This is a genomic window from Nocardioides sp. NPDC057767 (genome assembly GCF_042798275.1).
GTDB lineage: Bacteria > Actinomycetota > Actinomycetes > Propionibacteriales > Nocardioidaceae > Nocardioides.
Window position 1 is genome coordinate 21,868 of sequence record NZ_JBHVKJ010000042.1, and the last position, 21,302, is coordinate 43,169.

25 protein-coding genes and 1 pseudogene are annotated in these 21,302 nt (G+C 69.4%); 19 read left to right on the top strand and 7 right to left on the bottom strand.

Annotated features, from left to right (window positions below):
• Position 1: 1 nt before the first annotated feature.
• Positions 2-2,128, bottom strand: a complete 2,127-nt coding sequence (gene tkt / locus ACFVDI_RS20400) for a transketolase (protein WP_378909172.1) — start codon at positions 2,126-2,128, stop codon at positions 2-4.
• Between the two features lie 170 nt (positions 2,129-2,298).
• Between tkt and ACFVDI_RS20405 the strand changes: the two genes are divergently transcribed.
• A complete protein-coding gene (locus ACFVDI_RS20405) occupies positions 2,299-3,237 on the top strand; it encodes a heme o synthase (RefSeq protein ID WP_378909177.1) in 939 nt (312 codons plus the stop codon).
• 123 nt (positions 3,238-3,360) lie between these two features.
• On the top strand, positions 3,361-3,909 hold the full coding sequence (locus tag ACFVDI_RS20410; RefSeq protein WP_378909180.1) for a hypothetical protein: 549 nt from the start codon (positions 3,361-3,363) through the stop codon (positions 3,907-3,909).
• 39 nt (positions 3,910-3,948) lie between these two features.
• Here ACFVDI_RS20410 and ACFVDI_RS20415 read toward each other — a convergent pair whose 3' ends face one another.
• The 3 genes from ACFVDI_RS20415 to ACFVDI_RS20425 are packed head-to-tail and all read right to left on the bottom strand — an operon-like array spanning position 3,949 to position 6,543.
• Positions 3,949-4,851 (bottom strand): heme A synthase, encoded by a 903-nt coding sequence (locus tag ACFVDI_RS20415; RefSeq protein WP_378909183.1) that lies wholly within the window; start codon positions 4,849-4,851, stop codon positions 3,949-3,951.
• A complete protein-coding gene (locus tag ACFVDI_RS20420) occupies positions 4,848-5,639 on the bottom strand; it encodes an ABC transporter permease (RefSeq protein ID WP_378909186.1) in 792 nt (263 codons plus the stop codon). Before ACFVDI_RS20420 ends, ACFVDI_RS20415 begins: the two co-directional genes overlap by 4 nt.
• Positions 5,632-6,543 carry an ABC transporter ATP-binding protein gene (locus tag ACFVDI_RS20425; RefSeq protein ID WP_378909261.1) on the bottom strand — a complete coding sequence of 304 codons (912 nt, stop codon included), beginning with the start codon at positions 6,541-6,543 and terminating at the stop codon, positions 5,632-5,634. Before ACFVDI_RS20425 ends, ACFVDI_RS20420 begins: the two co-directional genes overlap by 8 nt.
• Before the next feature lie 294 nt (positions 6,544-6,837).
• On the opposite strand from ACFVDI_RS20425, the gene ACFVDI_RS20430 reads away from it, so the two are divergent.
• The 3 genes and pseudogenes from ACFVDI_RS20430 to ACFVDI_RS20440 all read left to right on the top strand — a co-directional run.
• Complete coding sequence (locus ACFVDI_RS20430) at positions 6,838-7,479, top strand: glyoxalase (RefSeq protein ID WP_378909189.1); 642 nt, start codon at positions 6,838-6,840, stop codon at positions 7,477-7,479.
• The gene (locus ACFVDI_RS20435) at positions 7,445-7,915 is read left to right on the top strand and encodes a PPOX class F420-dependent oxidoreductase (RefSeq protein WP_378909194.1); all 471 of its coding nucleotides are present in this window, start codon (positions 7,445-7,447) and stop codon (positions 7,913-7,915) included. Before ACFVDI_RS20430 ends, ACFVDI_RS20435 begins: the two co-directional genes overlap by 35 nt.
• Before the next feature lie 488 nt (positions 7,916-8,403).
• Positions 8,404-8,607: pseudogene (locus tag ACFVDI_RS20440) on the top strand (RtcB family protein); the annotation flags it as partial.
• Positions 8,608-8,691: 84 nt separating this feature from the next.
• On the opposite strand, the gene ACFVDI_RS20445 reads toward ACFVDI_RS20440, so the two are convergent.
• Positions 8,692-9,297, bottom strand: a complete 606-nt coding sequence (locus ACFVDI_RS20445; RefSeq protein ID WP_378909198.1) for a methyltransferase domain-containing protein — start codon at positions 9,295-9,297, stop codon at positions 8,692-8,694.
• A 69-nt stretch (positions 9,298-9,366) separates the two neighbouring features.
• Between ACFVDI_RS20445 and ACFVDI_RS20450 the strand changes: the two genes are divergently transcribed.
• From ACFVDI_RS20450 to ACFVDI_RS20485, 8 genes are all read left to right on the top strand, one after another.
• On the top strand, positions 9,367-9,750 hold the full coding sequence (locus tag ACFVDI_RS20450; RefSeq protein WP_378909201.1) for a hypothetical protein: 384 nt from the start codon (positions 9,367-9,369) through the stop codon (positions 9,748-9,750).
• A gap of 101 nt (positions 9,751-9,851) precedes the next feature.
• Positions 9,852-10,583, top strand: a complete 732-nt coding sequence (locus ACFVDI_RS20455; protein WP_378909205.1) for a helix-turn-helix transcriptional regulator — start codon at positions 9,852-9,854, stop codon at positions 10,581-10,583.
• Entirely contained in the window at positions 10,580-11,998 is a 1,419-nt protein-coding gene (gene sufB / locus ACFVDI_RS20460; protein WP_378909209.1) for a Fe-S cluster assembly protein SufB, read from the top strand. The genes ACFVDI_RS20455 and sufB overlap by 4 nt, the downstream gene beginning before the upstream one ends.
• Positions 11,998-13,176 carry a Fe-S cluster assembly protein SufD gene (sufD, locus tag ACFVDI_RS20465; RefSeq protein ID WP_378909211.1) on the top strand — a complete coding sequence of 393 codons (1,179 nt, stop codon included), beginning with the start codon at positions 11,998-12,000 and terminating at the stop codon, positions 13,174-13,176. The genes sufB and sufD overlap by 1 nt, the downstream gene beginning before the upstream one ends.
• The gene (gene sufC / locus ACFVDI_RS20470) at positions 13,173-13,931 is read left to right on the top strand and encodes a Fe-S cluster assembly ATPase SufC (RefSeq protein ID WP_328530081.1); all 759 of its coding nucleotides are present in this window, start codon (positions 13,173-13,175) and stop codon (positions 13,929-13,931) included. Before sufD ends, sufC begins: the two co-directional genes overlap by 4 nt.
• Before the next feature lies 1 nt (position 13,932).
• Positions 13,933-15,186: an aminotransferase class V-fold PLP-dependent enzyme gene (locus tag ACFVDI_RS20475; RefSeq protein ID WP_378909215.1), complete on the top strand. Its 1,254-nt coding sequence runs from the start codon at positions 13,933-13,935 to the stop codon at positions 15,184-15,186.
• Complete coding sequence (sufU, locus tag ACFVDI_RS20480; protein WP_378909219.1) at positions 15,186-15,653, top strand: Fe-S cluster assembly sulfur transfer protein SufU; 468 nt, start codon at positions 15,186-15,188, stop codon at positions 15,651-15,653. Before ACFVDI_RS20475 ends, sufU begins: the two co-directional genes overlap by 1 nt.
• Positions 15,654-15,796: 143 nt before the next feature.
• A complete protein-coding gene (locus ACFVDI_RS20485) occupies positions 15,797-16,132 on the top strand; it encodes a metal-sulfur cluster assembly factor (RefSeq protein ID WP_050800687.1) in 336 nt (111 codons plus the stop codon).
• A 63-nt stretch (positions 16,133-16,195) separates the two neighbouring features.
• Here the strand turns inward: ACFVDI_RS20485 and ACFVDI_RS20490 are convergent, their stop codons facing one another.
• A complete protein-coding gene (locus ACFVDI_RS20490; RefSeq protein WP_378909223.1) occupies positions 16,196-16,537 on the bottom strand; it encodes a WhiB family transcriptional regulator in 342 nt (113 codons plus the stop codon).
• 234 nt (positions 16,538-16,771) lie between these two features.
• On the opposite strand from ACFVDI_RS20490, the gene ACFVDI_RS20495 reads away from it, so the two are divergent.
• From ACFVDI_RS20495 to ACFVDI_RS20515, 5 genes are read left to right on the top strand one after another with little or no spacing between them, the layout of a single operon-like run.
• Positions 16,772-17,410 carry a maleylpyruvate isomerase family mycothiol-dependent enzyme gene (locus tag ACFVDI_RS20495; protein ID WP_378909226.1) on the top strand — a complete coding sequence of 213 codons (639 nt, stop codon included), beginning with the start codon at positions 16,772-16,774 and terminating at the stop codon, positions 17,408-17,410.
• A 25-nt stretch (positions 17,411-17,435) separates the two neighbouring features.
• Complete coding sequence (locus tag ACFVDI_RS20500; protein WP_378909228.1) at positions 17,436-18,287, top strand: GNAT family N-acetyltransferase; 852 nt, start codon at positions 17,436-17,438, stop codon at positions 18,285-18,287.
• A gap of 26 nt (positions 18,288-18,313) precedes the next feature.
• A complete protein-coding gene (locus ACFVDI_RS20505; protein WP_378909232.1) occupies positions 18,314-18,862 on the top strand; it encodes an ASCH domain-containing protein in 549 nt (182 codons plus the stop codon).
• Between the two features lie 10 nt (positions 18,863-18,872).
• A complete protein-coding gene (locus ACFVDI_RS20510) occupies positions 18,873-19,235 on the top strand; it encodes an MmcQ/YjbR family DNA-binding protein (protein ID WP_378909235.1) in 363 nt (120 codons plus the stop codon).
• 9 nt (positions 19,236-19,244) lie between these two features.
• A complete protein-coding gene (locus ACFVDI_RS20515) occupies positions 19,245-19,859 on the top strand; it encodes an acVLRF1 family peptidyl-tRNA hydrolase (RefSeq protein WP_378909238.1) in 615 nt (204 codons plus the stop codon).
• 10 nt (positions 19,860-19,869) lie between these two features.
• On the opposite strand, the gene ACFVDI_RS20520 is transcribed toward ACFVDI_RS20515, so the two are convergent.
• Positions 19,870-20,298, bottom strand: a complete 429-nt coding sequence (locus ACFVDI_RS20520) for a hypothetical protein (RefSeq protein ID WP_378909241.1) — start codon at positions 20,296-20,298, stop codon at positions 19,870-19,872.
• Between the two features lie 90 nt (positions 20,299-20,388).
• On the opposite strand from ACFVDI_RS20520, the gene ACFVDI_RS20525 reads away from it, so the two are divergent.
• Entirely contained in the window at positions 20,389-21,300 is a 912-nt protein-coding gene (locus ACFVDI_RS20525; RefSeq protein WP_378909243.1) for a phosphotransferase, read from the top strand.
• The last annotated feature ends 2 nt before the right edge of the window (positions 21,301-21,302 follow it).

The window sequence follows — 21,302 nt, forward strand, 5'->3', positions numbered from 1 at the left end:
TTCATGCTCCCTTGTTGATGGCGGCGAGGCTCTCCTTCGCGGCCGTGACGACCGCCTCAGGGGTGAAGCCGTACTCCTTGAACAGCAGCGCTCCGGACGCCGAGGCGCCGAAGTGCTCCAGCGAGACGATGCGACCGGCGTCGCCGACGTACTCTCGCCAGCCCTGCTTCACCCCGGCCTCGACGCTGACGCGCGCCTTGACGCTGGGCGGGATCACCGAGTCGCGGTAGTCCTGGTCCTGGGCGTCGAACCACTCCAGGCAGGGCAGCGAGACCACGCGGGCACCGATGCCCTCCTTCGCCAGCTCCTCGCGGGCGGCGACGGCGTACTGCACCTCCGAGCCGGTGCCGAGCAGCACGACGTCGACGGTCCCGGTGGGGGAGTCGAGGAGTACGTAACCACCCTTCGCCACACCCTCCGTGGTCGCCCAGTGCTCACCGGTTTCGGCGTCGACTCCGCGCGGGAACGTCGGCAGCGCCTGACGCGTCAGGATGAGCGCCGAGGGGCGGTCGTGGTGCTTGAGCACCTCGAGCCACGCGGCGGCGGTCTCGTTGGCGTCGGCGGGCCGGACCACGTCGAGGCCCGGGATGGCCCGGACCGCGGCGAGGTGCTCGACCGGCTGGTGGGTCGGGCCGTCCTCGCCCAGGCCGACGGAGTCGTGGGTCCACACGTGGATCACCGGAAGCTTGGACAGCGCCCCGACGCGGACGGCGCCGCGCATGTAGTCGGAGAACTGGAAGAACGTGCCGCCGAAGGCCTTGGTGGGCGAGTGGGCCACGATGCCGTTGAGGATCGCACCCATGGCATGCTCGCGGATGCCGAAGTGGAGCACGCGGCCGGCGTAGGGGTCGCCCTTCCACTCGTGGGTGGAACGGTCCTCCGGCACGAAGCTGGGCGCACCGGAGATGGTGGTGTTGTTGGAGCCGGCGAGGTCGGCCGAACCGCCCCACAGCTCGGGCAGCACCGGCGCGAGGGCGTTGATCACCTTGCCGGAGGCGGCACGGGTGGCGATGCCCTTGGCGTCGGCCTCGAAGAACGGCAGCGCGTCGGCGATGCCGTCGGGGAGCTCCCCGGCCTGCATCCGCTCGAGCAGCTTCGCGCCCTCCGGGTTGGCCTCGGCCCAGGCCGCCTCCTCGGCGCGCCAGGCCGCCTCGGCCTTCTCGCCGCGCTCGATGAGCTTGCGGGTGTGGGCGAGCACCTCGGGGTCGACGTCGAAGGACTTGGCCGGATCGAAGCCCAGCACCTCCTTGGTCGCGGCGACCTCCTCGGCACCGAGCGCCGAGCCGTGCGCGGCCTCGGTGTTCTGCGCGTTGGGGGCCGGCCAGGCGATGATCGTACGCAGCACGATCAGCGACGGTTGGTCGGTGACCTCGGCCGCCGCGTTGATCGCGTCGAACAGCGCCGGCACGTCCTCGGTGTAGCCGGTGCCGTCGTGGGTCCAGTCGACCTCCTGGACGTGCCAGCCGTAGGCGCGGTAGCGGGCGGCGACGTCCTCGGTGAACGCGACGTTGGTGTCGCCCTCGATCGAGATCCGGTTGGCGTCGTAGATCATCGTGAGGTTGCCGAGCTTCTGCGTGCCGGCGATCGAGCTGGCCTCGCCGCTGACGCCCTCCTGCAGGTCGCCGTCACCGGCCAGGACGTAGGTCTTGTGGTCGAACGGGCTCGGCTGGTCGACCGGGGTGTCCGGGTCGAGCAGGCCGCGCAGCCGACGCTGCGCCATCGCGATGCCGACGGCGTTGGCGACACCCTGGCCGAGCGGGCCGGTGGTCACCTCCACGCCGCGGGTGTGGCCGCGCTCGGGGTGGCCCGGGGTCAGCGAGCCCCAGGTGCGCAGACTTTCCAGGTCGCCGAGCTCGAGGCCGAAGCCGCCGAGGTAGAGCTGGATGTAGAGGGTCACGCTCGAGTGGCCGACGGAGAGCACGAACCGGTCTCGGCCGAGCCAGTCGGTGTCGGCCGGGTTGTGCTTCATCACCTTCTGGAAGAGCAGGTAGGCAGCCGGGGCCAGGCTCATCGCGGTGCCAGGGTGGCCGTTGCCGACCTTCTGCACGGAGTCCATGGCCAGGACGCGGACGGTGTCCACGGCCTTGCTGTCCAGATCGGTCCACTCGAGTACAGGTTTGGTGCTCACGAGGTGCCTTTTCAAATTCGTAGAGTCCACTTGGGAAGTTCTTGGGCTGGCCGTGGGGGCTGCCGAATCCGAGCCTACTCACGCCCCGGGTTAGACTGCGAGCCGCATGCTGTGAACTGCTTGTATGAGCCGCATGTGACGCCTCAACCCGAACGAGAAGGATCTTCTCAGTGACGCACGTCGAACAGCCGGTCCCCGACCTCGACCAGCGTAGCGACCGCGCGTCAATGCGCGATGTCATCTCGGCGTACGTCTCCCTGACGAAGCCCCGCGTGATCGAGCTGCTGCTGCTGACCACCGTGCCGGTGATGTTCTTCGCCGCCCAGGGCGTCCCGGGCGTCGGCCTCGTCGCCGCCACCGTCGTCGGCGGGATCTTCTCGGCCGGATCGGCCTCGGTCTTCAACTGCGTCTACGACCGCGACATCGACGAGCAGATGAGGCGTACGCGACGCCGGGCTCTGCCGCGGCACGTGGTCACCCCGCGGGCCGCTCTGATCTTCGGCTCGGTGCTGGCCGTGCTGTCGGTGCTGGTGCTCGGCTTCTTCGTGAACTGGCTCTCCGCGGGTCTCTCGCTGGCCGCCAACGCCTTCTATGTCTTCGTCTACACGATGCTGCTCAAGCGGCGTACCACCCAGAACATCGTCTGGGGCGGCATCGCGGGCTGCTTCCCGACCCTGATCGGCTGGACCGCGGTCACCAACTCGGTCGACTGGGAGCCGCTGATCCTGTTCATGGTCGTCTTCTTCTGGACTCCGCCGCACACCTGGGCCCTGGCGCTGCGCTACCGCGAGGACTACGCGCAGGTCGACGTCCCGATGCTGCCGGTGGTCAAGTCCGCCCGCCACGTCGGCGGCCAGATCGTGGCCTACTCCTGGGTCATGGTCGCCACCTCGCTGCTGATGTGGCCCCTCGCCTCCACCGGCTGGCTCTACCCGGTCGCCGCCATCGCCCTCGGCGCCGTCTTCCTCGTCCAGGCCCACCAGCTGCACGCGCGGGCCAAGGGCACCGAGGACCTCACCAAGATCCGCCCGATGCAGCTCTTCCACTCGAGCAACCTCTACCTGAGCCTGCTCTTCGTCGCGCTCGCGGTCGACCCGCTGATCCGCTGACATCACATAGCCAACGTGGGAGGGCTGGAGTCACCAGGTGACTCCGGCCCTCCCACGTTTCGTTGACCCGGCATTCCTAGGGAAGAGAAGTGTCGGGATCCGTCTGGCTCGTACGCTGTGCGCGTGGGGGACAGGGCGAACCTGGCAATCGTCGAGAACGGTGTCATCGATCTCCGCTACGACCACTGGGCAGCTACCTCGATCTCCTTTGACGTCTTCACCGACGGACCTGGGCCGACCCTTCAGCGGGTGAGGTCGATGACGCGGCTGAATCCGGAAGAACCGGGCTCATGGCTCGACGACGTGTGGCCCGGATGGCGCAGTGTCTGCCACGGTGACGACTACGAATGGCAGGAGCGCATGGCGGCCCTCAATGGGATTCGCCCATCACTCGATCACGACATCGCCGCCGTTCGTGCTCGAATCCAGCGCGAGATCGGGCGACGGCCGGCGAATCCAGCAGTTCGAGTCGTACGCATGCTGAGCGCCGCGGGTCGCGCGGCGAGTCTGTCGCCTGCGGCCTCGGCTCACGTCCCGGCGACATCGAGAGCGGCGATGCCACAGGTGCTCGCCGCCCTTACAGAGCTGGAGACGAATGGGCTGGTCAACTTGCTGCCCTGCCGCTTCCTCTCAGACGAGGGTGAAGTCGTGAGTCCCGCAGGGAACCGTTGACGCGTCGGTCTCGGAACGAAGGCCCGCGGCCTCGACGAGTCAGGCGGCGTGGGCGCGGGTGGAGACCAGGACGCGGGCGAGACCGGCGGAGATGAGGGCGGCGCCGAGCATGTGGAAGCCGACCAGGACGACCGGGAGGTCGGTGAGGTACTGGACCCAGCCGATCAGGCCCTGAGCCAGCTCGATGACCAGCAGGACGATCGTGACCCGGCGGACGTAGGCGTTCTTCCGGCCGAGCCACAGCGTGACCAGGGTCGCGGTGATGAGCGCGTAGACGGCGTAGGCGTGGATGTGGGACATCAGCGCCGGGTCGAGGCCGGTACGCCGGGACTCGAGGTCGCCGGAGTGGGGGCCGGAGCCGGTCACGACGGTGCCGAGCCAGAGCGAGAGCCAGCCGACGGCGAGGGTGACCACAGCCGAGATCCGGACCGTCCGCGGTGCGGCGTCGCGAACCGGCGAGCGGATCTCGTCGAGCAGCCATACGCACAGTCCGACCATCGCCATCGAGAGCAGCAGGTGGAGGGCGACGACGTACGGGTTGAGGTCGGTGAGCACGGTGATCCCGCCGATCACGCCCTGGAACGGGACGCCGAAGGCGATGATGACCGCCAGGTTGCGGATGACACCCCGGCGGTTCCAGACGGCGATGACGACGGTGATGGCGATCGCGGCCAGGACGTAGGTCAGCAGCCGGTTGCCGAACTCGATGACCCCGTTGATCCCGAGCGCCTCGTGAGCCACGTAGGACTCCTCGGTGCACTTGGGCCAGGTCGGGCAGCCGAGGCCGGAGCCGGTCAGCCTGACCACCGCACCGGTCACCACGATCCCGATGTTGGCGACCAGGTTGGCGATCGCCAGACCGAACGCGTGGGCGCGCAGCCAGCCGAGGACCTTGTCCTTGGCCGAGGGGCCAGGTTCGGTGGAGGGTTCGGTGGTGGTCATTCCCACTTGAACGTCCTAGCTGTGAGGGTGGAGCCGAGAAGGGCCCAGATCAGGAGCACGCCGAGGTCCCGCCAGGCCGGTGCGCCGTCGAGGAAGGCGGTGCGTACCGCCTCTCCCAGCGCGCCCGAGGGCAGCCAGCGAGCAACGTCTCCGTAGGCGCCGTAGGCGGTCAGCGGCAGCACCACGGCCCCGCCGGCGAGGAGGAGCAGGTAGATCAGGTTGGCCGCGGCCAGGGTCGCCTCGGCGCGCAGCACGCCGGCGACGAAGAGCCCGAGCGAGGCGAAGGCCAGGGTGCCCATCGCAATGGCGAGGAAGAAGGCGAGCACGGTGCCGAAGCCCGCGGCCGGGGTCCAGCCGAGGATCTGGCCGACGCCGCCGATGACGAAGAGCTGCACGAGCTGTACGCAGCCGAGCGCGAGCACCTTGCCGGCGAGCAGGCCGATCCGGGGGAGCGGGGAGGCGCCGAGCCGCTTGATCACGCCGTAGCGCCGCTCGAACCCGGTCGCGATCGCAAGGCTCGTGAAGGAGGTCGACATGATCGCCAGCGCCAGGACGCCCGGGGTCAGGAGGTCGACCAGGGCGCGGTCGGTGCCGAGGTCGAGCTCGATCGCGTTGCCGGCGGTGACGCCGCCGATGAGCACCATCACCGGGATCACCACGGCGAGCAGGAGCTGCTCGCCGTTGCGGAGCATCAGCTTCGCCTCCATCAGCGCCTGGGCGACCACCTGCCGGGTGATCGGGGCGCCGCCGGGCTTGGGGGTGAAGGTCCCCGTGGCCGCCTCAGACATGCTCGACCCCCTCGGTGAGTAGCCCTCCGGTGAGATCGAGGAAGACGTCCTCGAGGCTCCGGCGACCCAGCGTCAGCGACTCCGGGAGGACGTCGTTCTCCTCGCACCAGCGGCTCACCTTGGCGAGCGTGGTCGGGTCGGCCTTGCCGGTGACCCGCATCGAGCGCTCGTCGAGCAGGGTGACCTCGGTGTCCTCGCCGAGCGCCTTGCGCAGCGACTCCCGGGCACCGGGCGGGAACGGCTTGGTGACTACCAGCCGTACGGTCGCGGTCGCACCGCCGCGGGTGAGCTCCAGGGGAGTGCCCGACGCGATCATCCGCCCGCGGTCGATGATGTGCACCTGGTCGGCCAGCTCCTCGGCCTCCTCCAGGTAGTGCGTCGTCAGCACGACGGTGACGCCGTCGGCGCGCAGCTCGCGCAGCAGCTCCCAGGTCGTACGCCGCCCCTGCGGGTCCATCCCCGCGGTCGGCTCGTCCACGAACACCAGCTCCGGCCGGCCGACCAGGGCCATCGCCAGCCCGAGCCGCTGCTGCTGTCCGCCGGAGAGCCGGCGGTAGGGGGTGCGGCCGCACTCACCCAGACCCAGCCGCTCGGCCAGGGAGTCGACGTCGAGCGGGTGTGCGTGGAGCCGCGCGATGTGGCGCAACATCTCCATGGCGCGTACGCCGCTCCAGGCGCCCTGCCCCTGCAGCATCACCCCGATCCGGGGGAGCAGCTGCTTGCGGTCGGCGATCGGGTCGAGCCCGAGCACGCGCACGGTCCCCTGCTGGGGCCGGCGATAGCCCTCGCATGTCTCCAGGGTGGTCGTCTTCCCGGCGCCGTTCGGGCCGAGCACGGCCGTGATCGAGCCCTCGGCGACGCTCAGCGTGAGCCCGTCGACGGCCGTCTTGTCGCCGTAGGTCATGCGCAGGTCGCGTACCTCGACAGCAGGCCTGGCGACGGAAGATTCCACGGCGGCAGTCTAAGAAGGCGCACGCCAGGGGCCCAATCGCGTAGCTGTGATCCCGTGGATTCTTAACTGTCTATAAGGACGTTGGCCGCCCAACTCCCACCGAAGGACGGCCAACGCGAGGATGAGACGCGATGCCCCCGGGGCCATGACGCGGTGTCACAGACACAATTTCTGCTCGGGAGATCAACAAACAAGCGGTCAGGAATCGAGAAGCCCCACAGGCCCCCGGATTTCTAGGGTCGAGACATGTTCACTCTTCAGACCATCACCCTCGACGCCACTGACACCACGGACGCCCGCGCGTTCTACGAGAAGGCCTTCGGGCTCACCGACCAGATCTCCGTACGCCAGGGCCCGGGCACCGGCACCGGCCGGCCGTTCACGGTCTCGCTGGTCGTCGGCCAGCCCTCGACGGTCGACAGCCTCGTCGACTCCGCGCTCGCCGCCGGGGCCACCTCCCTCAAGCCGGTCGAGAAGTCGTTCTGGGGCTACGGCGGCATCGTCCAGGCGCCCGACGGCTCGATCTGGAAGGTCGCGACCTCCGCCAAGAAGGACCGCGGCCCCGCCACCCGCGAGATCGACGACATCGTCCTGCTCCTCGGCGTCGCCGACGTCAAGGCCAGCAAGCGGTTCTACGCCGAGCGCGGGCTGGGCGTGAAGCGGAGCTTCGGCGGCAAGTACGCCGAGTTCGAGGCCGCGCCCGGGGCCGTCCAGCTCGCGATCTACCCCCGGCACGCGCTGGAGAAGGAGACCGGCGTCGCGCTCGACCCGGATGCTGCGTACGGGATCGTCCTGGGCGGTGGCGGCGAGGCCTTCACCGACCCGGACGGGTTCACCTGGCAGGCTGGGGACCATGGCACGCACGATCGCGACGAACACGACCGTTGATCTCGAGGGGCTCCTGGAGTTCGTACGCCCCCGCCACCAGATGATCCTGGTGACCAGCCGGGCAGACGGGTCCCCGCAGCTCTCGCCGGTCACCGGCGGCGTCGACGACGACGGCCGGATCGTGATCGCGACCTATCCCGAGCGGGCCAAGACCCGCAACGCCCGCATCCGCCCGCAGGTCAGCGTCATGGTCCTCTCCGATGAGTGGAACGACGCCTGGGTCCAGGTCGACGGCGCGGCCGAGGTGCTCGACGCCGCCGCGGGGGAGGAGGCATTGGATGCCTTCGTCACCTACTTCCGCAACATCTCAGGTGAGCACTCCGACTGGGACGAGTACCGCCAGGCCATGGTCGACCAGGGCAAGTCCCTCCTCAGGATCACCCCGAATCGCTGGGGCCCGGTCGCCACCGGCGGCTTCCCCGCCCGATTGGCCTGAGCGTGCGGCAGTGGCTCGTGTCAGTCGGCTTTAGTCAATCGCCACTTGCGGGCAGAGACGCTGGAGACACTCCGCCCGAGCAGGCGTACGGCCTCAGCTTGACCGCGGGCGAGGACCACTTGATCTTCTTCGGTGGTCCATCGCTTCCGTGTGGCTCCGTACCGGCCCGCCTTCTCGGGCGGAGGCCGCCAGGCGGCAACCGCGGAAGCCGCCCTTCTCTTTCGCTCGAGCGCGAGCACATCCGCGGAGTACCACGCCCAAGCGGCGAGGCGGGCTGCTGCAACGTTCAGGCCCATGATGTTGAAGACCCCGTCCCGCGTGTTCGGGCGGGCGGTTCGTTCGACGCCGCACGTCCTGAAGATGGCTCTGCACACGTATGAAGCGATGGCGGGGCTCGCTGTCACCATGCTCACGAATGGTTCGCCTCGGGCGGTGAAGCCGACAGACCCATCTCCGTCGAGCAGTCCAAGCTCAACCGGCGGATCATGATGGCCACGGTCAAGGGCGTCTTCGCGCGCTTCTTCCCCGAGGTCGTGTGGGGCCAGGAGGTCAACGCTCACCACAACTACGTCGCCCGGGAGACCTATGACGGCGTCGACCTGGTGGTCACCCGCAAGGGCGCGATCTCGGCGAAGTCCGACGAGTTCGGCCTGATCCCGGGGTCGATGGGCACCGGCTCCTACGTCGTCCGCGGGCTCGGCAACGAGGCCTCCTGCTGCTCCGCGTCCCACGGCGCGGGCCGGAAGCTGGGAGTGGCCCATGGGTCACTCTCAGCTTCACAACCCTCGGGAACGTTCCCAGATCCCCAGGCGATGGCCCCACGGCAGGCGCGAGTTCAGCCGGCGCGGCTCGGAGAGGTGGACCAGGTCGAAGTCGGGGCCGAGAGCGCGGGTCATGTCCTCGGGGACGTACGTCCACGGCGGGCCGGCCTCATCGCTCGGACGGTCGATGGGGAAGATCCCCGACGCGACCCGACCGCCGGGGCGCACGACCGCGCGAGCCAGCTCACCGACGCGGCCGCGCCAGGCGGGCGGCAGTGCGCAGAAGAAGGTGTGGTCCCACATCAGGTCGACCGGTCCGCCGGTCGCGTCCAGGACGACGTCGACGTCGAGTGCGTCGCCGACCACGTAGGTGAGGTCCGGGTAGTGCTCCGCCGCGTGGGCGGCCGCCGTGGGTGAGAGGTCGACGACCGTCGTTCGCCATCCGGCAGCCGCCAACCCTGCGGCATCGTGCCCTCGGCCGGCGCCGGGAGCGAAGGCGGTGCCGGGCTCGCCGAGCAGCGCCGCGTCCTCCTCGATGTAGGCCAGGGGAGCGCCGAGGTCCCAGCCGGTCGTGCCACGGACGTAGGCGGTCTCCCAGTCGGTGGGGTCGTTGATGGTCATGGGCCACAGTCTCTACGACCGGCGCTCGAGTGGTTCCGTGTGCCGCCGCCGACCGGTACGCTTTCGAACATGAGATCGACTGGCGGTGCATCTCGGTCCGACGTACCGCTGCCGTTCGACGTCGCTCCTCGAGCGGCGTCGGCGCCTGCGAAGCGATCACCTGCACCTGCGCTGGAAGGCGGGCCGCAGATCCACCGTCTCGTCGGCGCGCATCTCACCTCCCGCGGCCTGCCGCCCGGGTCCGACCTGATGATCAACTCGCGCCGGCCCAGGCGCGGTGAGGTGGCGGTCGTGCGTTCCGGCGGCCGCATCCGGGTCGGCATCTTCGACCTCGAACGCGGTCGCGCGGTCCTGCGCTCCGACCGCGGCACCCGCTGGCTACCGCCCGACACCGTCTACGTCGGCGTCGCGGCCCTGGCCTCCCCGACCTTCGACGGGATGCCGACGGGCTGATCGGGATGCGGTGGTGACGTACGACACGTTCTCGCTGCCCCGTGGGCAAGTAAGGGTTGCCTTCGTTGAATCGCGTCGGGGAATAACGTCACAATGGTGTTGTGAAATTCGACGAGACCACTCTGCAGCCCGCAGAGACCAGCGAGGAGAGCACCCGCCAGCGGGTCGCTCGATCGCTGCTCGTCGACGGTCCGCAGACCGCTGCGACGCTGGCCAAGAGGCTCGACCTCACCCCGGCCGCGGTCAGGCGCCACCTGGATGCCCTGGCCGAGGAGGAGGCGGTGGAGCAGCGTCAGCCGCGCACCGCGTCCACGCGCGGGCGGGGTCGCCCGGCCAAGCTCTTCGCGCTCACCGACCAGGGTCGGGACGGCTTCGAGAAGAAGTACGACGATCTGGCCGTGGAGGCGCTGCGGTTCCTCTCCGAGGTGGCCGGCGAGGAGGCGGTGCGGGAATTCGCGGAGCGCCGCGCGTCGTTCATCAAGGAGGGGCTGGACCGGATCGCCGCAGGCGAGACGGACCTCAGTCCCGCGCAGGTGCTCGCGAACGTGTTCACGGCCAACGGCTACGCGGCTTCCGTCAGGGAGCTGCCGTTGATCAACGGCCATGACGCGGGTGAGCAGCTGTGTCAGCAGCACTGCCCGGTCGCCCACGTCGCCCAGGAGTTCCCCGAGCTCTGCGAGGCGGAGACGGAGGCGATCGCGAAGCTGCTCGGCACCCACGTACAACGCTTGGCCACCATCGCCCACGGTGACGGTGTCTGCACGACGCACATCCCTCCCGGGTCCTCCGGGTCCGGTGAAGTTTCGAAGAAGAAGGAGCAGGTCACGACATGACCTCCATCGAGGAGCTCAACCCCGAGCTGAAGGGCATCGGGAAGTACGAGTTCGGCTGGGCCGACCCCGACGTCGCCGGTGCCGCCGCGCAGCGTGGTCTCAACGACGCCGTCGTGCGCGACATCTCCGGCAAGAAGTCGGAGCCGCAGTGGATGCTCGACCTGCGCCTGAAGGGCCTGAAGCTCTTCGGCCGCAAGCCGATGCCCACCTGGGGCTCGGACCTCTCGGACATCGACTTCGACAACATCAAGTACTTCGTGCGGTCCACCGAGAAGCAGGCCACCAGCTGGGAGGACCTGCCCGAGGACATCAAGAACACCTACGACAAGCTCGGCATCCCGGAGGCGGAGAAGCAGCGCCTGGTCGCCGGTGTCGCGGCTCAGTACGAGTCCGAGGTCGTCTACCACCAGATCCGTGAGGACCTGGAGCAGCAGGGCGTGCTCTTCCTCGACACCGACACCGCGCTCAAGGAGCACCCGGAGATCTTCCAGGAGTACTTCGGCACGGTGATCCCGGTCGGCGACAACAAGTTCGCCGCGCTGAACACCGCGGTGTGGTCGGGTGGCTCCTTCATCTACGTGCCCAAGGGTGTCCACGTCGACATCCCGCTGCAGGCCTACTTCCGGATCAACACCGAGAACATGGGCCAGTTCGAGCGCACCCTGATCATCGCCGACGAGGACTCCTACGTTCACTACGTCGAGGGCTGCACCGCGCCGATCTACCAGTCCGACTCGCTGCACTCCGCGGTCGTCGAGATCATCGTGAAGAAGAACGCCCGGGTTCGCTACACGACCATCCAGAACTGGTCGAACAACGTCTACAACCTGGTCACCAAGCGCGCCGTCTGCGAGGAGGGCGCGACCATGGAGTGGGTCGACGGCAACATCGGCTCCAAGGTGACCATGAAGTACCCGGCGGTCTACCTGATGGGTGAGCACGCCAAGGGCGAGACCCTCTCGATCGCGTTCGCCGGCGAGGGCCAGCACCAGGACGCGGGCGCCAAGATGGTTCACGCCGCCCCCAACACCTCCTCGAGCATCCTCTCGAAGTCGGTGGCCCGTGGTGGTGGCCGCACCTCCTACCGCGGCCTGATCCAGGTCAACGAGGGCGCCCACGGCTCCAAGTCCAACGTGCTGTGCGACGCGCTTCTGGTCGACCAGATCTCGCGCTCGGACACCTACCCCTACGTCGACATCCGTGAGGACGACGTGTCGATGGGCCACGAGGCGTCGGTCTCGAAGGTCTCCGACGACCAGCTGTTCTACCTGATGTCCCGCGGCATGGCCGAGGACGAGGCGATGGCGATGATCGTGCGCGGCTTCGTCGAGCCGATCGCCAAGGAGCTCCCGATGGAGTACGCCCTCGAGCTCAACCGCCTGATCGAACTGCAGATGGAAGGAGCCGTCGGCTGATGACGGCAGTAGCTGACGCTCTCGAGATGAACAAGGTCGAGAGCCACCTCCACCCGGAGGGATCGTTCGACGTCGAGGCCCACGAGGTGCCGAAGGGTCGCGAGGAGATCTGGCGGTTCACTCCGCTCAAGCGTCTCCACGACATCCACGACGACGCCCCGTTCGCCGACGGTGCGACCAAGGTGGAGGTCGAGGCGGCCGCCGGCGTGACCGTCGAGACCGTCGCGGCCGACGATGCCGTACGCGGCTCCTCGGGTCTGGTCCCGACCGACCGGGTCTCGGCGCGGGCCTGGGCGGCCAGCACCGGTGCGACCGTCGTGCGGATCCCGACCGACACCGTCATCGAGGGTGCGACCGTGATCCGTCACCACGGCACCGGCTCGGAGACGGCCGGCGCCGGTCACGCAGTGATCGTCGCGGAGAAGTTCGCCAAGGCGACCGTCGTGCTGGTCTTCGAGGGCTCCGCCGTCGTCGCCGACAACATCGAGATCGTCGTCGAGGACGGCGCCGACCTCACCGTGGTCTCGGTCCAGGACTGGGCCGACGACGCCGTCCACCTCTCCACCCAGCACGCCAAGGTCGGCCGCGACGCCAACCTCAAGCACGTCTCGGTGAGCTTCGGTGGCGACGTGGTGCGCCACGACTTCTCGGCGGAGTACGCCGGCCCCGGCGGCTCCGTGGAGTCGCTCGGCCTCTACTTCGCGGACGCCGGCCAGCACATCGAGCACCGTCTCTTCGTCGACCACACCGCTCCGAAGACCAAGTCCAACGTGGTCTACAAGGGCGCGCTGCAGGGCGAGAAGGCCCACGCGGTCTGGATCGGCAACGTGCTGATCCGCAAGGAGGCCGAGGGCATCGAGACCTACGAGGAGAACCGCAACCTCATCCTCACCGACGGTGCCTGGGCCGACTCCGTGCCCAACCTGGAGATCGAGACCGGCGAGATCGAGGGCGCGGGTCACGCGTCGGCGATCGGCCGCTTCGACGACGAGCAGCTCTTCTACCTGCAGAGCCGCGGCATCTCCGAGACCGAGGCCAAGCGCCTGGTCGTGCACGGCTTCTTCAACGACCTGATCCGCCAGATCGGCGTCCCCGAGCTCGAGGAGAAGCTGACCGGCACGGTCGAGGCCGAGCTCGCCAAGAACATCAACACCCTGATCACGAAGGACAACGCATGAGCACGCTGGAGATCAAGGACCTGCAGGTCTCGGTCGAGACCGAGGACGGTCCCAAGGAGATCCTCAAGGGCGTCACGCTGACCATCAACTCCGGCGAGACCCACGCGATCATGGGCCCCAACGGCTCGGGCAAGTCGACCCTTGCCTACTCGATCGCCGGCCACCCGAAGTACACGATCACCGGCGGCACCGTCACCCTCGACGGTGAGGACGTCCTGGAGATGTCGGTCGACGAGCGTGCCAAGGCCGGCCTCTTCCTCGCGATGCAGTACCCGGTCGAGGTCCCCGGCGTGAGCGTCGCCAACTTCCTGCGCACCGCGAAGACGGCGCTGGACGGCGAGGCCCCCAAGCTGCGTACGTGGGTCAAGGACGTCAACGGTGCGATGAACAAGATGCACCTGGACCCGTCCTTCTCCCAGCGTTCGGTGAACGAGGGCTTCTCCGGCGGTGAGAAGAAGCGTCACGAGATCGCCCAGCTCGACATCCTCGACCCGGCCTTCGCGCTGCTCGACGAGATCGACTCCGGCCTCGACATCGACGCGCTCAAGGTGGTCTCCGAGGGCATCAACGACTTCCGCGCCCGTGAGGCCAAGTCGGTCCTGCTGATCACCCACTACACCCGCATCCTGCGCTACGTGAAGCCCGACCAGGTGCACGTCTTCGTCGCCGGCCGGATCGCGGAGTCGGGTGGCCCCGAGCTCGCCGAGGAGCTGGAGGCCAACGGCTACGAGAAGTACGTCACGGCAGGGGTCTGACATGAAGGGTCTGCTGCCCGACCTGGATCTGGTCCGCAAGGACTTCCCGATCCTGGAGCGCACCTTCGACGGCGGCGAGACCCCGCTGGTCTACCTCGACAGCGCCAACACCTCGCAGAAGCCGCAGATCGTGATCGACACCATGGTCGACCACCTGGAGCGGCACAACGCCAACATCGCTCGGGCGATGCACCACCTGGGCGCGGAGGCCACCGAGGCGTTCGAGGGGGCGCGTGACATCGTCGCGCGCTTCCTCGGTGCGCCCGAGCGCGACGAGGTGATCTTCACCAAGAACGCCTCCGAGGCGCTCAACCTGGTCGCCAACACGGTCCCGCTGACCGCCGGCGACGTGGTCGTGACCACCGAGATGGAGCACCACTCCAACATCGTTCCGTGGCAGCTGGCCACGCAGCGCGCGGGTGCGACGTTGAAGTGGTTCGGGCTCACCGACGACGGCCACCTGGACCTCGCGAACATCGACGAGCTGATCACGCCCGCGACCAAGATCGTGACGCTGACCTGGGTCTCCAACATGCTCGGCACCGTCAACCCGGTCGCCGAGATCGCCCGGAAGGCCCACGAGGTCGGTGCACTCGTCGTCGTGGACGCGGCCCAGGCCGCCCCGGTGCTGCCGATCGACCTGACGTCGATGGCGGAGGAGGAGCGTCCCGACTTCCTGGTCTTCACCGGTCACAAGGTGGTCGGCCCGACCGGCATCGGCGTCCTGTGGGGTCGGCGTGCCGCCCTCGAGGCACTGCCGCCGTTCCTGGGCGGTGGCGAGATGATCGCGACGGTGACGATGGAGAAGTCGACCTACGCACCGATCCCGCACAAGTTCGAGGCCGGCACCCCGCCGATCGCGGAGGCCATCGGTCTCGGCGCCGCGCTGGAATACCTCATGCACGTCGGCATGGAGAACATCCACGCCCACGAGCAGGCGATCACGGCCTACGCGCTGGAGCGTCTCGCGAGTGTGCCGGGTGTGACCGTGCTCGGCCCGGCCGACGCCGCCCAGCGCGGCGGTGCGATCGCGTTCGAGCTCGATGGTGTGCACCCGCACGACGTCGCCCAGGTGCTCGACTCAAAGGGCGTCGCCATCCGCGCCGGGCACCACTGCGCCAAGCCTGCCCACCAGCGGTTCGGCGTGCAGGCCTCCAACCGGATGTCGTCCTACCTCTACACCACGCCCGCCGAGATCGACGCGCTGGTCGAGGGGCTGGAATACGTACGCACGTTCTTCAAGTTGGACCAGTGATGACGGCCGCGAATCTGGAAGCGATGTACCAGGAGATCATCCTGGACCACTACAAGAACCCGCACGGGAAGGGTCTTCGCGACCCCTTCGAAGCCGAGGTTCACCACGTCAACCCGACCTGCGGTGACGAGATCACCCTGCGCGTCCACGTCGACGGCGGCAAGATCGAGGACATCTCCTACGACGCCCTCGGCTGCTCCATCTCGCAGGCCTCCGCCTCGGTGCTCAACGACCTGGTCGTCGGCAAGAGCGTGGATGAGGCGATGGCCGTCCACGAGGAGTTCCTGCGCTTGATGCAGGGCAAGGGCCAGGTGGAACCCGACGAGGACATTCTGGAGGACGGCATCGCCTTTGCCGGCGTCGCCAAGTTCCCCGCCCGGATCAAGTGCGCGCTGCTGTCGTGGATGGCGTGGAAAGACGCCACAGCGCAGGCCACCAACGACCTGGCTAACGCCGAGGAGAAGTGATGACTGAGACGGACCACAGCACACACGACCATCACGCGGGTCACGACCACGCCGGTCACGACCACGCCGGTCACGACCACGCCGGTCACGACCACTCGGGTCACGGCCATGGTCACGGTCACGAGGCCCCGGAGTGGCAGGGGATGCGTACGTCCACGGTCGAGGGCGCGAGCCTGAAGATCGAGGACGTCGAGGAGGCGATGAAGGACGTCGTCGACCCCGAGCTCGGCATCAACGTCGTCGACCTGGGCCTGATCTACGGCCTGCACATCGAGGACCACTCCAACGTCGTCATCGACATGACGCTGACCTCGGCCGCCTGCCCGCTGACCGACGTCATCCAGGACCAGACCGCCACCGCGCTGGAGGGCCTGGTCAACGACGTGCACATCAACTGGGTCTGGATGCCGCCGTGGGGCCCTGACAAGATCACCCCCGACGGCCGGGAGATGCTGCGCGCTCTCGGGTTCAACGTCTGAGGGTTCGCCCCGACGTGGGAGTCCTGGGGTCACTGGGTGACCTCGGGACTCCCACGTCGCTTTTCATGCGACGCTTCGGGCCTTCGCGATCGCGTCCTGGCTGCGCTTGTAGGGCTTCCTGCCGGGTGTTCTGGGGGTGTCTCGGGGTCTGCCGCTCTCCAGGAGGACACCGCCCCAGACACCCCACTCCCGCCGGTCGATGCCGAGGGCGAGGCAGGTCTGCCGCATCGGGCAGCCCGCGCAGACCTCCTGCGCCTCGGCGAGCTGGGTGAGATCCTCGGGGTGAAAGAGCTCCGGGTCCTCGCCCACGCAGGCCCACTCGTCGGTCCGGGGCGTCGGGTGCTTCAGCGTCAGCTCATAGGTCTTGGTGCTGAATCCCTCTCCGAAGAGTGTGATGATCTCCATCTCGTTCACCTCCTGGTGAATGTTGCTGAACATGAGAAAGGGCCGCTCCTCGTCGATCGGAGCGGCCCGGTGGATGCGATGAGCACCTACGTCTGCTGCGGCTCCGGGCGCGTGAACTCCACGCCCTGGACCGGCCAGTCCAGGATGTCGTAGGTGTTGATGCACTCGCGCATGACCTCAACGCTACTGACGGGATCCCTGCGCGGCCACTGGTTTGTTTGGCAGGGTTGAGGCATGGACGTAGCCGCCCGCACCGCAGCCAACCGCCGCCTGCTCGCCGACTTCTTCGACGGCCTCGATGAGTCCCAGCTGGAGACGCAGAGCCTGTGCTCGGCCTGGACGGTCCGGGAGGTGCTGGGCCACAGCGCGATGCCGTTCTCGGTCGGGATCGGACGGCTGCTGTGGCGTACGTTGCTGGCCGGTGGCTCCATCGACCGGGCCTCCTCGGCGATAGCCGAGGAGCAGGCGCGGCGGCCGGTTGCCGAGCTGACCGGGCTGCTGCGGACGTACGCGGGCAAGCGGGTGCCGGCGCCCGGGGTCGGTCCGATGGGGCAGTTCACCGACCACTGCATCCACCTGCGCGACTGCGCCCGGCCGCTCGGCCTCGACACCGATGTCGCGCTCGAGGACTGGCGTGCCGTGCTCGACTGGCTGCCGACCAAGCAGGCGTCGCTCGGCGTGGTGCCGGCCGGACGGCTCGACGGGCTCGCGCTGCGCGCGAGCGATCAGGACTGGTCCTGGGGCGAGGGAGCGGAGGTCACCGGCCCGAGTGAGGCGCTGGCGATGGCGCTCTCCGGCCGGTCGGTCGCGCTGGCGGATCTGGACGGACCGGGGGTGGGGACGCTGCGGGAGCGAGTCGGCCCGACCCGGTAGCCCCGGCCGGGTAGGCTCCGCGGACGTGGAAGCTCCTCGGATCTGGTTCGGGTACATCGCCGCGGTGGGGATCGCGGTGATCGGGCTGATCACGCTGGATCCGCTGGCGTTCGGGCTGGCCGTCGCCGTGCTCGTCGCGACGGTGCTGGGGGAGTGGTATCGCGGCCGGCAGGCCGCACTCGCCCTCGCGGCCCAGAACGCCGACCTTCCCGACCTGGTCTCGCGATGGGCGCGGGGGTGGGCCTACGCGCGGGGCTTCCCGCGGCCTGCGGCGGTGCCCGGGGGCGTACGCATCGAGGTGGGGGAGCCGGAGCGGAGGGTCGAGTGGGTGACGACCGACGACGCGGACACGCTCGCCGGGCTCGTCGACACGGTCCGGGCCACACCCGAGGCGTGGCTGTCGGTGGTGACCGACTCGCCCGGGAGCGTACGTCCGTGGTTCGCCGAGGGTGGGCTGGTGGCCGGCGAGGCGGAGGAGGCGTTGATGTCGATCGGTCTCGCCGACCACGCGTTGCGCAAGCTTCCCGAGGGCTACCGCGTCGAGGTGGAGCGCGACGGCGGCGTCATCGCCGTGACGGTGCGCTCCGACGACGATGCCGACGTGGCGGCGGCCGGCGGACGGATCGCGATCATCGGCACCGACGCCGTCGCCGACCGCATCCAGACCGACCCCGGCCACCGGCGCCGCGGGCTGGGCGGCGCGGTGATGAGCCTGCTCGTCACGGCCGCCCGGGAGGCCGGTGCGGTCCACGGGCTCCTGGTCGCCAGCGAGATGGGGGAGGCCCTCTACGCGGGGCTCGGCTGGCGCGTCGAGGCTCGTCTGATCACGGCCCGGTCGACCGCGCCGCGTACGTCGGCCGAGTCCCGGCACGGCTGACCACAACTTGTGGTTGAGTGGCGCCTATGAGCGACGACGCCGCGACCCCCGCGCCTGATGCCCCTGCCTTCGACTCCCAGCAGGAGGCCGACATCGCCGCGTTCTGGGAGGACGTGAAGCACCACGCCCACCTGAGCGCCGCGCCGGGCTACTTCGGTGCCTCGCCGCTGGAGGCGCTGCAGCCGCCGGCCTGGGCCTTCGGAGGCACGCCCGAGCAGTCCAACGAGCTGCTCGAGCTCGTTCTCGAGGGCGTCAAGACCGCGACCGCCTCGGCGATGTGGGACTACGAGGCCGCCGAGGAGCCGATCCCGACCGTCGGCACGCTCGGCATCGTCCTCGACGGCGCCGGCCACCCGCGGGCCCTGGTCGTGACGACCGCCGTGGACGTGGTGCCGTTCGACGAGGTCTCCGAAGAGCACGCCCGCGCCGAAGGTGAGGGTGACGGCACCCTGGAGCACTGGCGCGAGGTCCACCGGACCTTCTTCTCCGAGGAGGCCGGCCACGACCGCGGCTTCGCCGAGGACATGCCGGTCGTCCTCGAGCGCTTCGAGCTCATCTGGCCGAAGCCCGAGTGAACCGAGCCGGATGACACCGCAGGAGCTGACCGACCGGGTCCGGGCGATCTGCCTCGGGTTCCCGGAGAGCGCCGAGCGGGTCACGCACGGTGCGCCCGGGTTCTTCGTGACGAAGCAGTTCGTGATGCTCTGGCCGCGCGGGCACCACGGGCGTGACGAGCCGCATCTGTGGGCGGCCGCGGCGCCCGGCGTGCAGGACGAGGTCGTGGGCGATGATCCCGAGCGCTTCTTCGTGCCTGCCTATGTCGGTGGCCGCGGCTGGGTCGGGATGCGGCTCGACGGTGACGTCGACTGGGCTGAGGTCGCCGAGATCTGCGAGGACGCCTACCGGCAGATCGCACCGGAGCGCTTGGTGCGCGACCTGGGCCGGTAGCGTACGGCCATGCCCAACGTCGCCGTCCCGGTCGCTCGGATCCAGCGCTGGGTCGACAACTTCGCGGCCCGCCACGGCGAGACCCGGCTCGCGGTCGGCTCCGGGGCACTGACCGGTACCGCGGCCGACGGGTCCTCCTTCATCGCGGCGCTCCCGTTCGAGAAGACGTACGCCGGTCCGGCCGAGGTCGAGGCGTTCGTCGCCGCCTCGGCTGCTCCGCGGGAGTGGGGCATCCTGCTGGTGCGCAAGGGCGGCTTCGCGATCGCCCGGATGAGTGGCGCCGAGATCGCCGACCACAAGATCGGCCGCCGCCACGTCCAGGGAAAGACCAAGGCCGGTGGCTGGAGCCAGCAGCGCTTCGCCAGGCGCCGGGCGAACCAGGCGAGTGCGGCCTACGAGGCAGCCGCGGACCACGCCGCCCGGATCCTCGACGGGCTGAGCGGCCCGCTCGTCACCGGCGGCGACCACGGGGGCGTCGACGACGTGCTCGGGGACCGGCGGCTGGCGTCGATGACCGTGACGGGACCGTGGCTGGCCGTGCAGGACCCCAACCGAGCGGTGCTCGATCAGGCGATCGAGGACGCCCAGAAGGTGCGGATCGAGGTCCTCAACGCCGACTCCTGACGCCTCGGCGTCAGGGGAGCTGCCAGACTCCCGGTGAACCCTTGGTCATCGAGCCGTCGCTCAGGAGCGTCTGGCGGGCGCGTCGGGCGGCGTAGCGCCAGCGGAGCTCGCCCTCCGGGGTGGTCTCGAAATCGCCGGGCAGGAGCTGGTCGGCCAGCTGGGTCTCGAGCTCGTCGAGCACGGCGTCGGCGGTCATCGAGCCGCCGGCCGTCTCGAGGATCTCGAGGATGAGCGGCGCGAAGGCGGCCGGTGGGGTCCACTTGCGGGGAGCGGACTTGGTGACGACCTTCGGGGCGGAGGCCGTCGAGCTCGTCGTGGTCTTGCGCACCCGGGTCGCCGGTTTCTTCACCGGGGCCGGAGCGGGCGGGGCCGGGGGCCGGCCGTGGATGCACTGTGACTTCGGCAGGTCACACAGCTCGCAGTAGTCAGTCTCGGACATCGGCTCAACGATATCGGCCCGATCACGCCGTCGTGGCATCCCGGCGGTGAATGCGGTCACGACCTGCGAGGATGCGCTACTTTGGCAAGCATGTGGCAGCCCGACCCCGGGTGGCACCTCCTCCCCGGAGGCACCGGACCCTCCACACTGGGGGTCTGGCGCACCGCCGTGGGCGAGGAGCCGGTCGTGGTCAAGCGGGTCGGTCGCCCGGGGACGTACGACCCGGTCGAGCTGAGTCGCCGCCGGCACTTCGCCTATTGGCGCCGCGCGGCCGACGTCGCGGTCTCGGGGCTGGTCGACGACACCCCGGGCATGATCTGCGCCCGCACGAGCGTGGCCGAGGACGACGAGGGCGTCACCCTGACCACCGAATGGGTCGAGGACGCCGCCAACTCCGGCCTCTTCGCGGCGCTCTCGATGGGACGCTTCGCCGGCGCGGACCTCGGCGAGGTGCGCTGGCTGGCGCGTGACCAGTTCCGTGACCGGATGGCCCGGGTGGAGTACAACGGCGGCTGGCCGACCATGATGCGTACGACCGCTGCGGACATCGCCCACACCCTCTGGGAGCGGCGCGGTCGCTTCACCGACCTCCTCGACGAGCTTCCCCAGGTCGCCCAGCACGGCGACCCCGCGCCCCAGAACCTCCTCGGCCGCACCGACGACGGCGAGCGGTTGGTCGCGATCGACTGGTCGAGCCTCGGTCGCGGCCCCGTCGGTGGAGATCTCGGGCTCTACCTGCTGCACGCCCGGGAGTCGTTCGAACCGTTGCTGGAGGCGTACGTCCTCGGGCTGCCGCCCGGCATCGCGACCCGCGACGAGGTGACCCTCGGCGCCCGGATCAGCGCGGTCTACACCGCGCTCAGCCGCGCCGAGTGGGCGCTGAGCAGGGTCACGCCGGGCGAGGGTCCGCTGCTCGCGAAGTTCCGTCACCCGGCGGTCGCACCCCATCTGCGTACGCTGCAGAAGCAGGCGCCGCTGGTGGAGGCGCTGCTCGAGATGTGAGG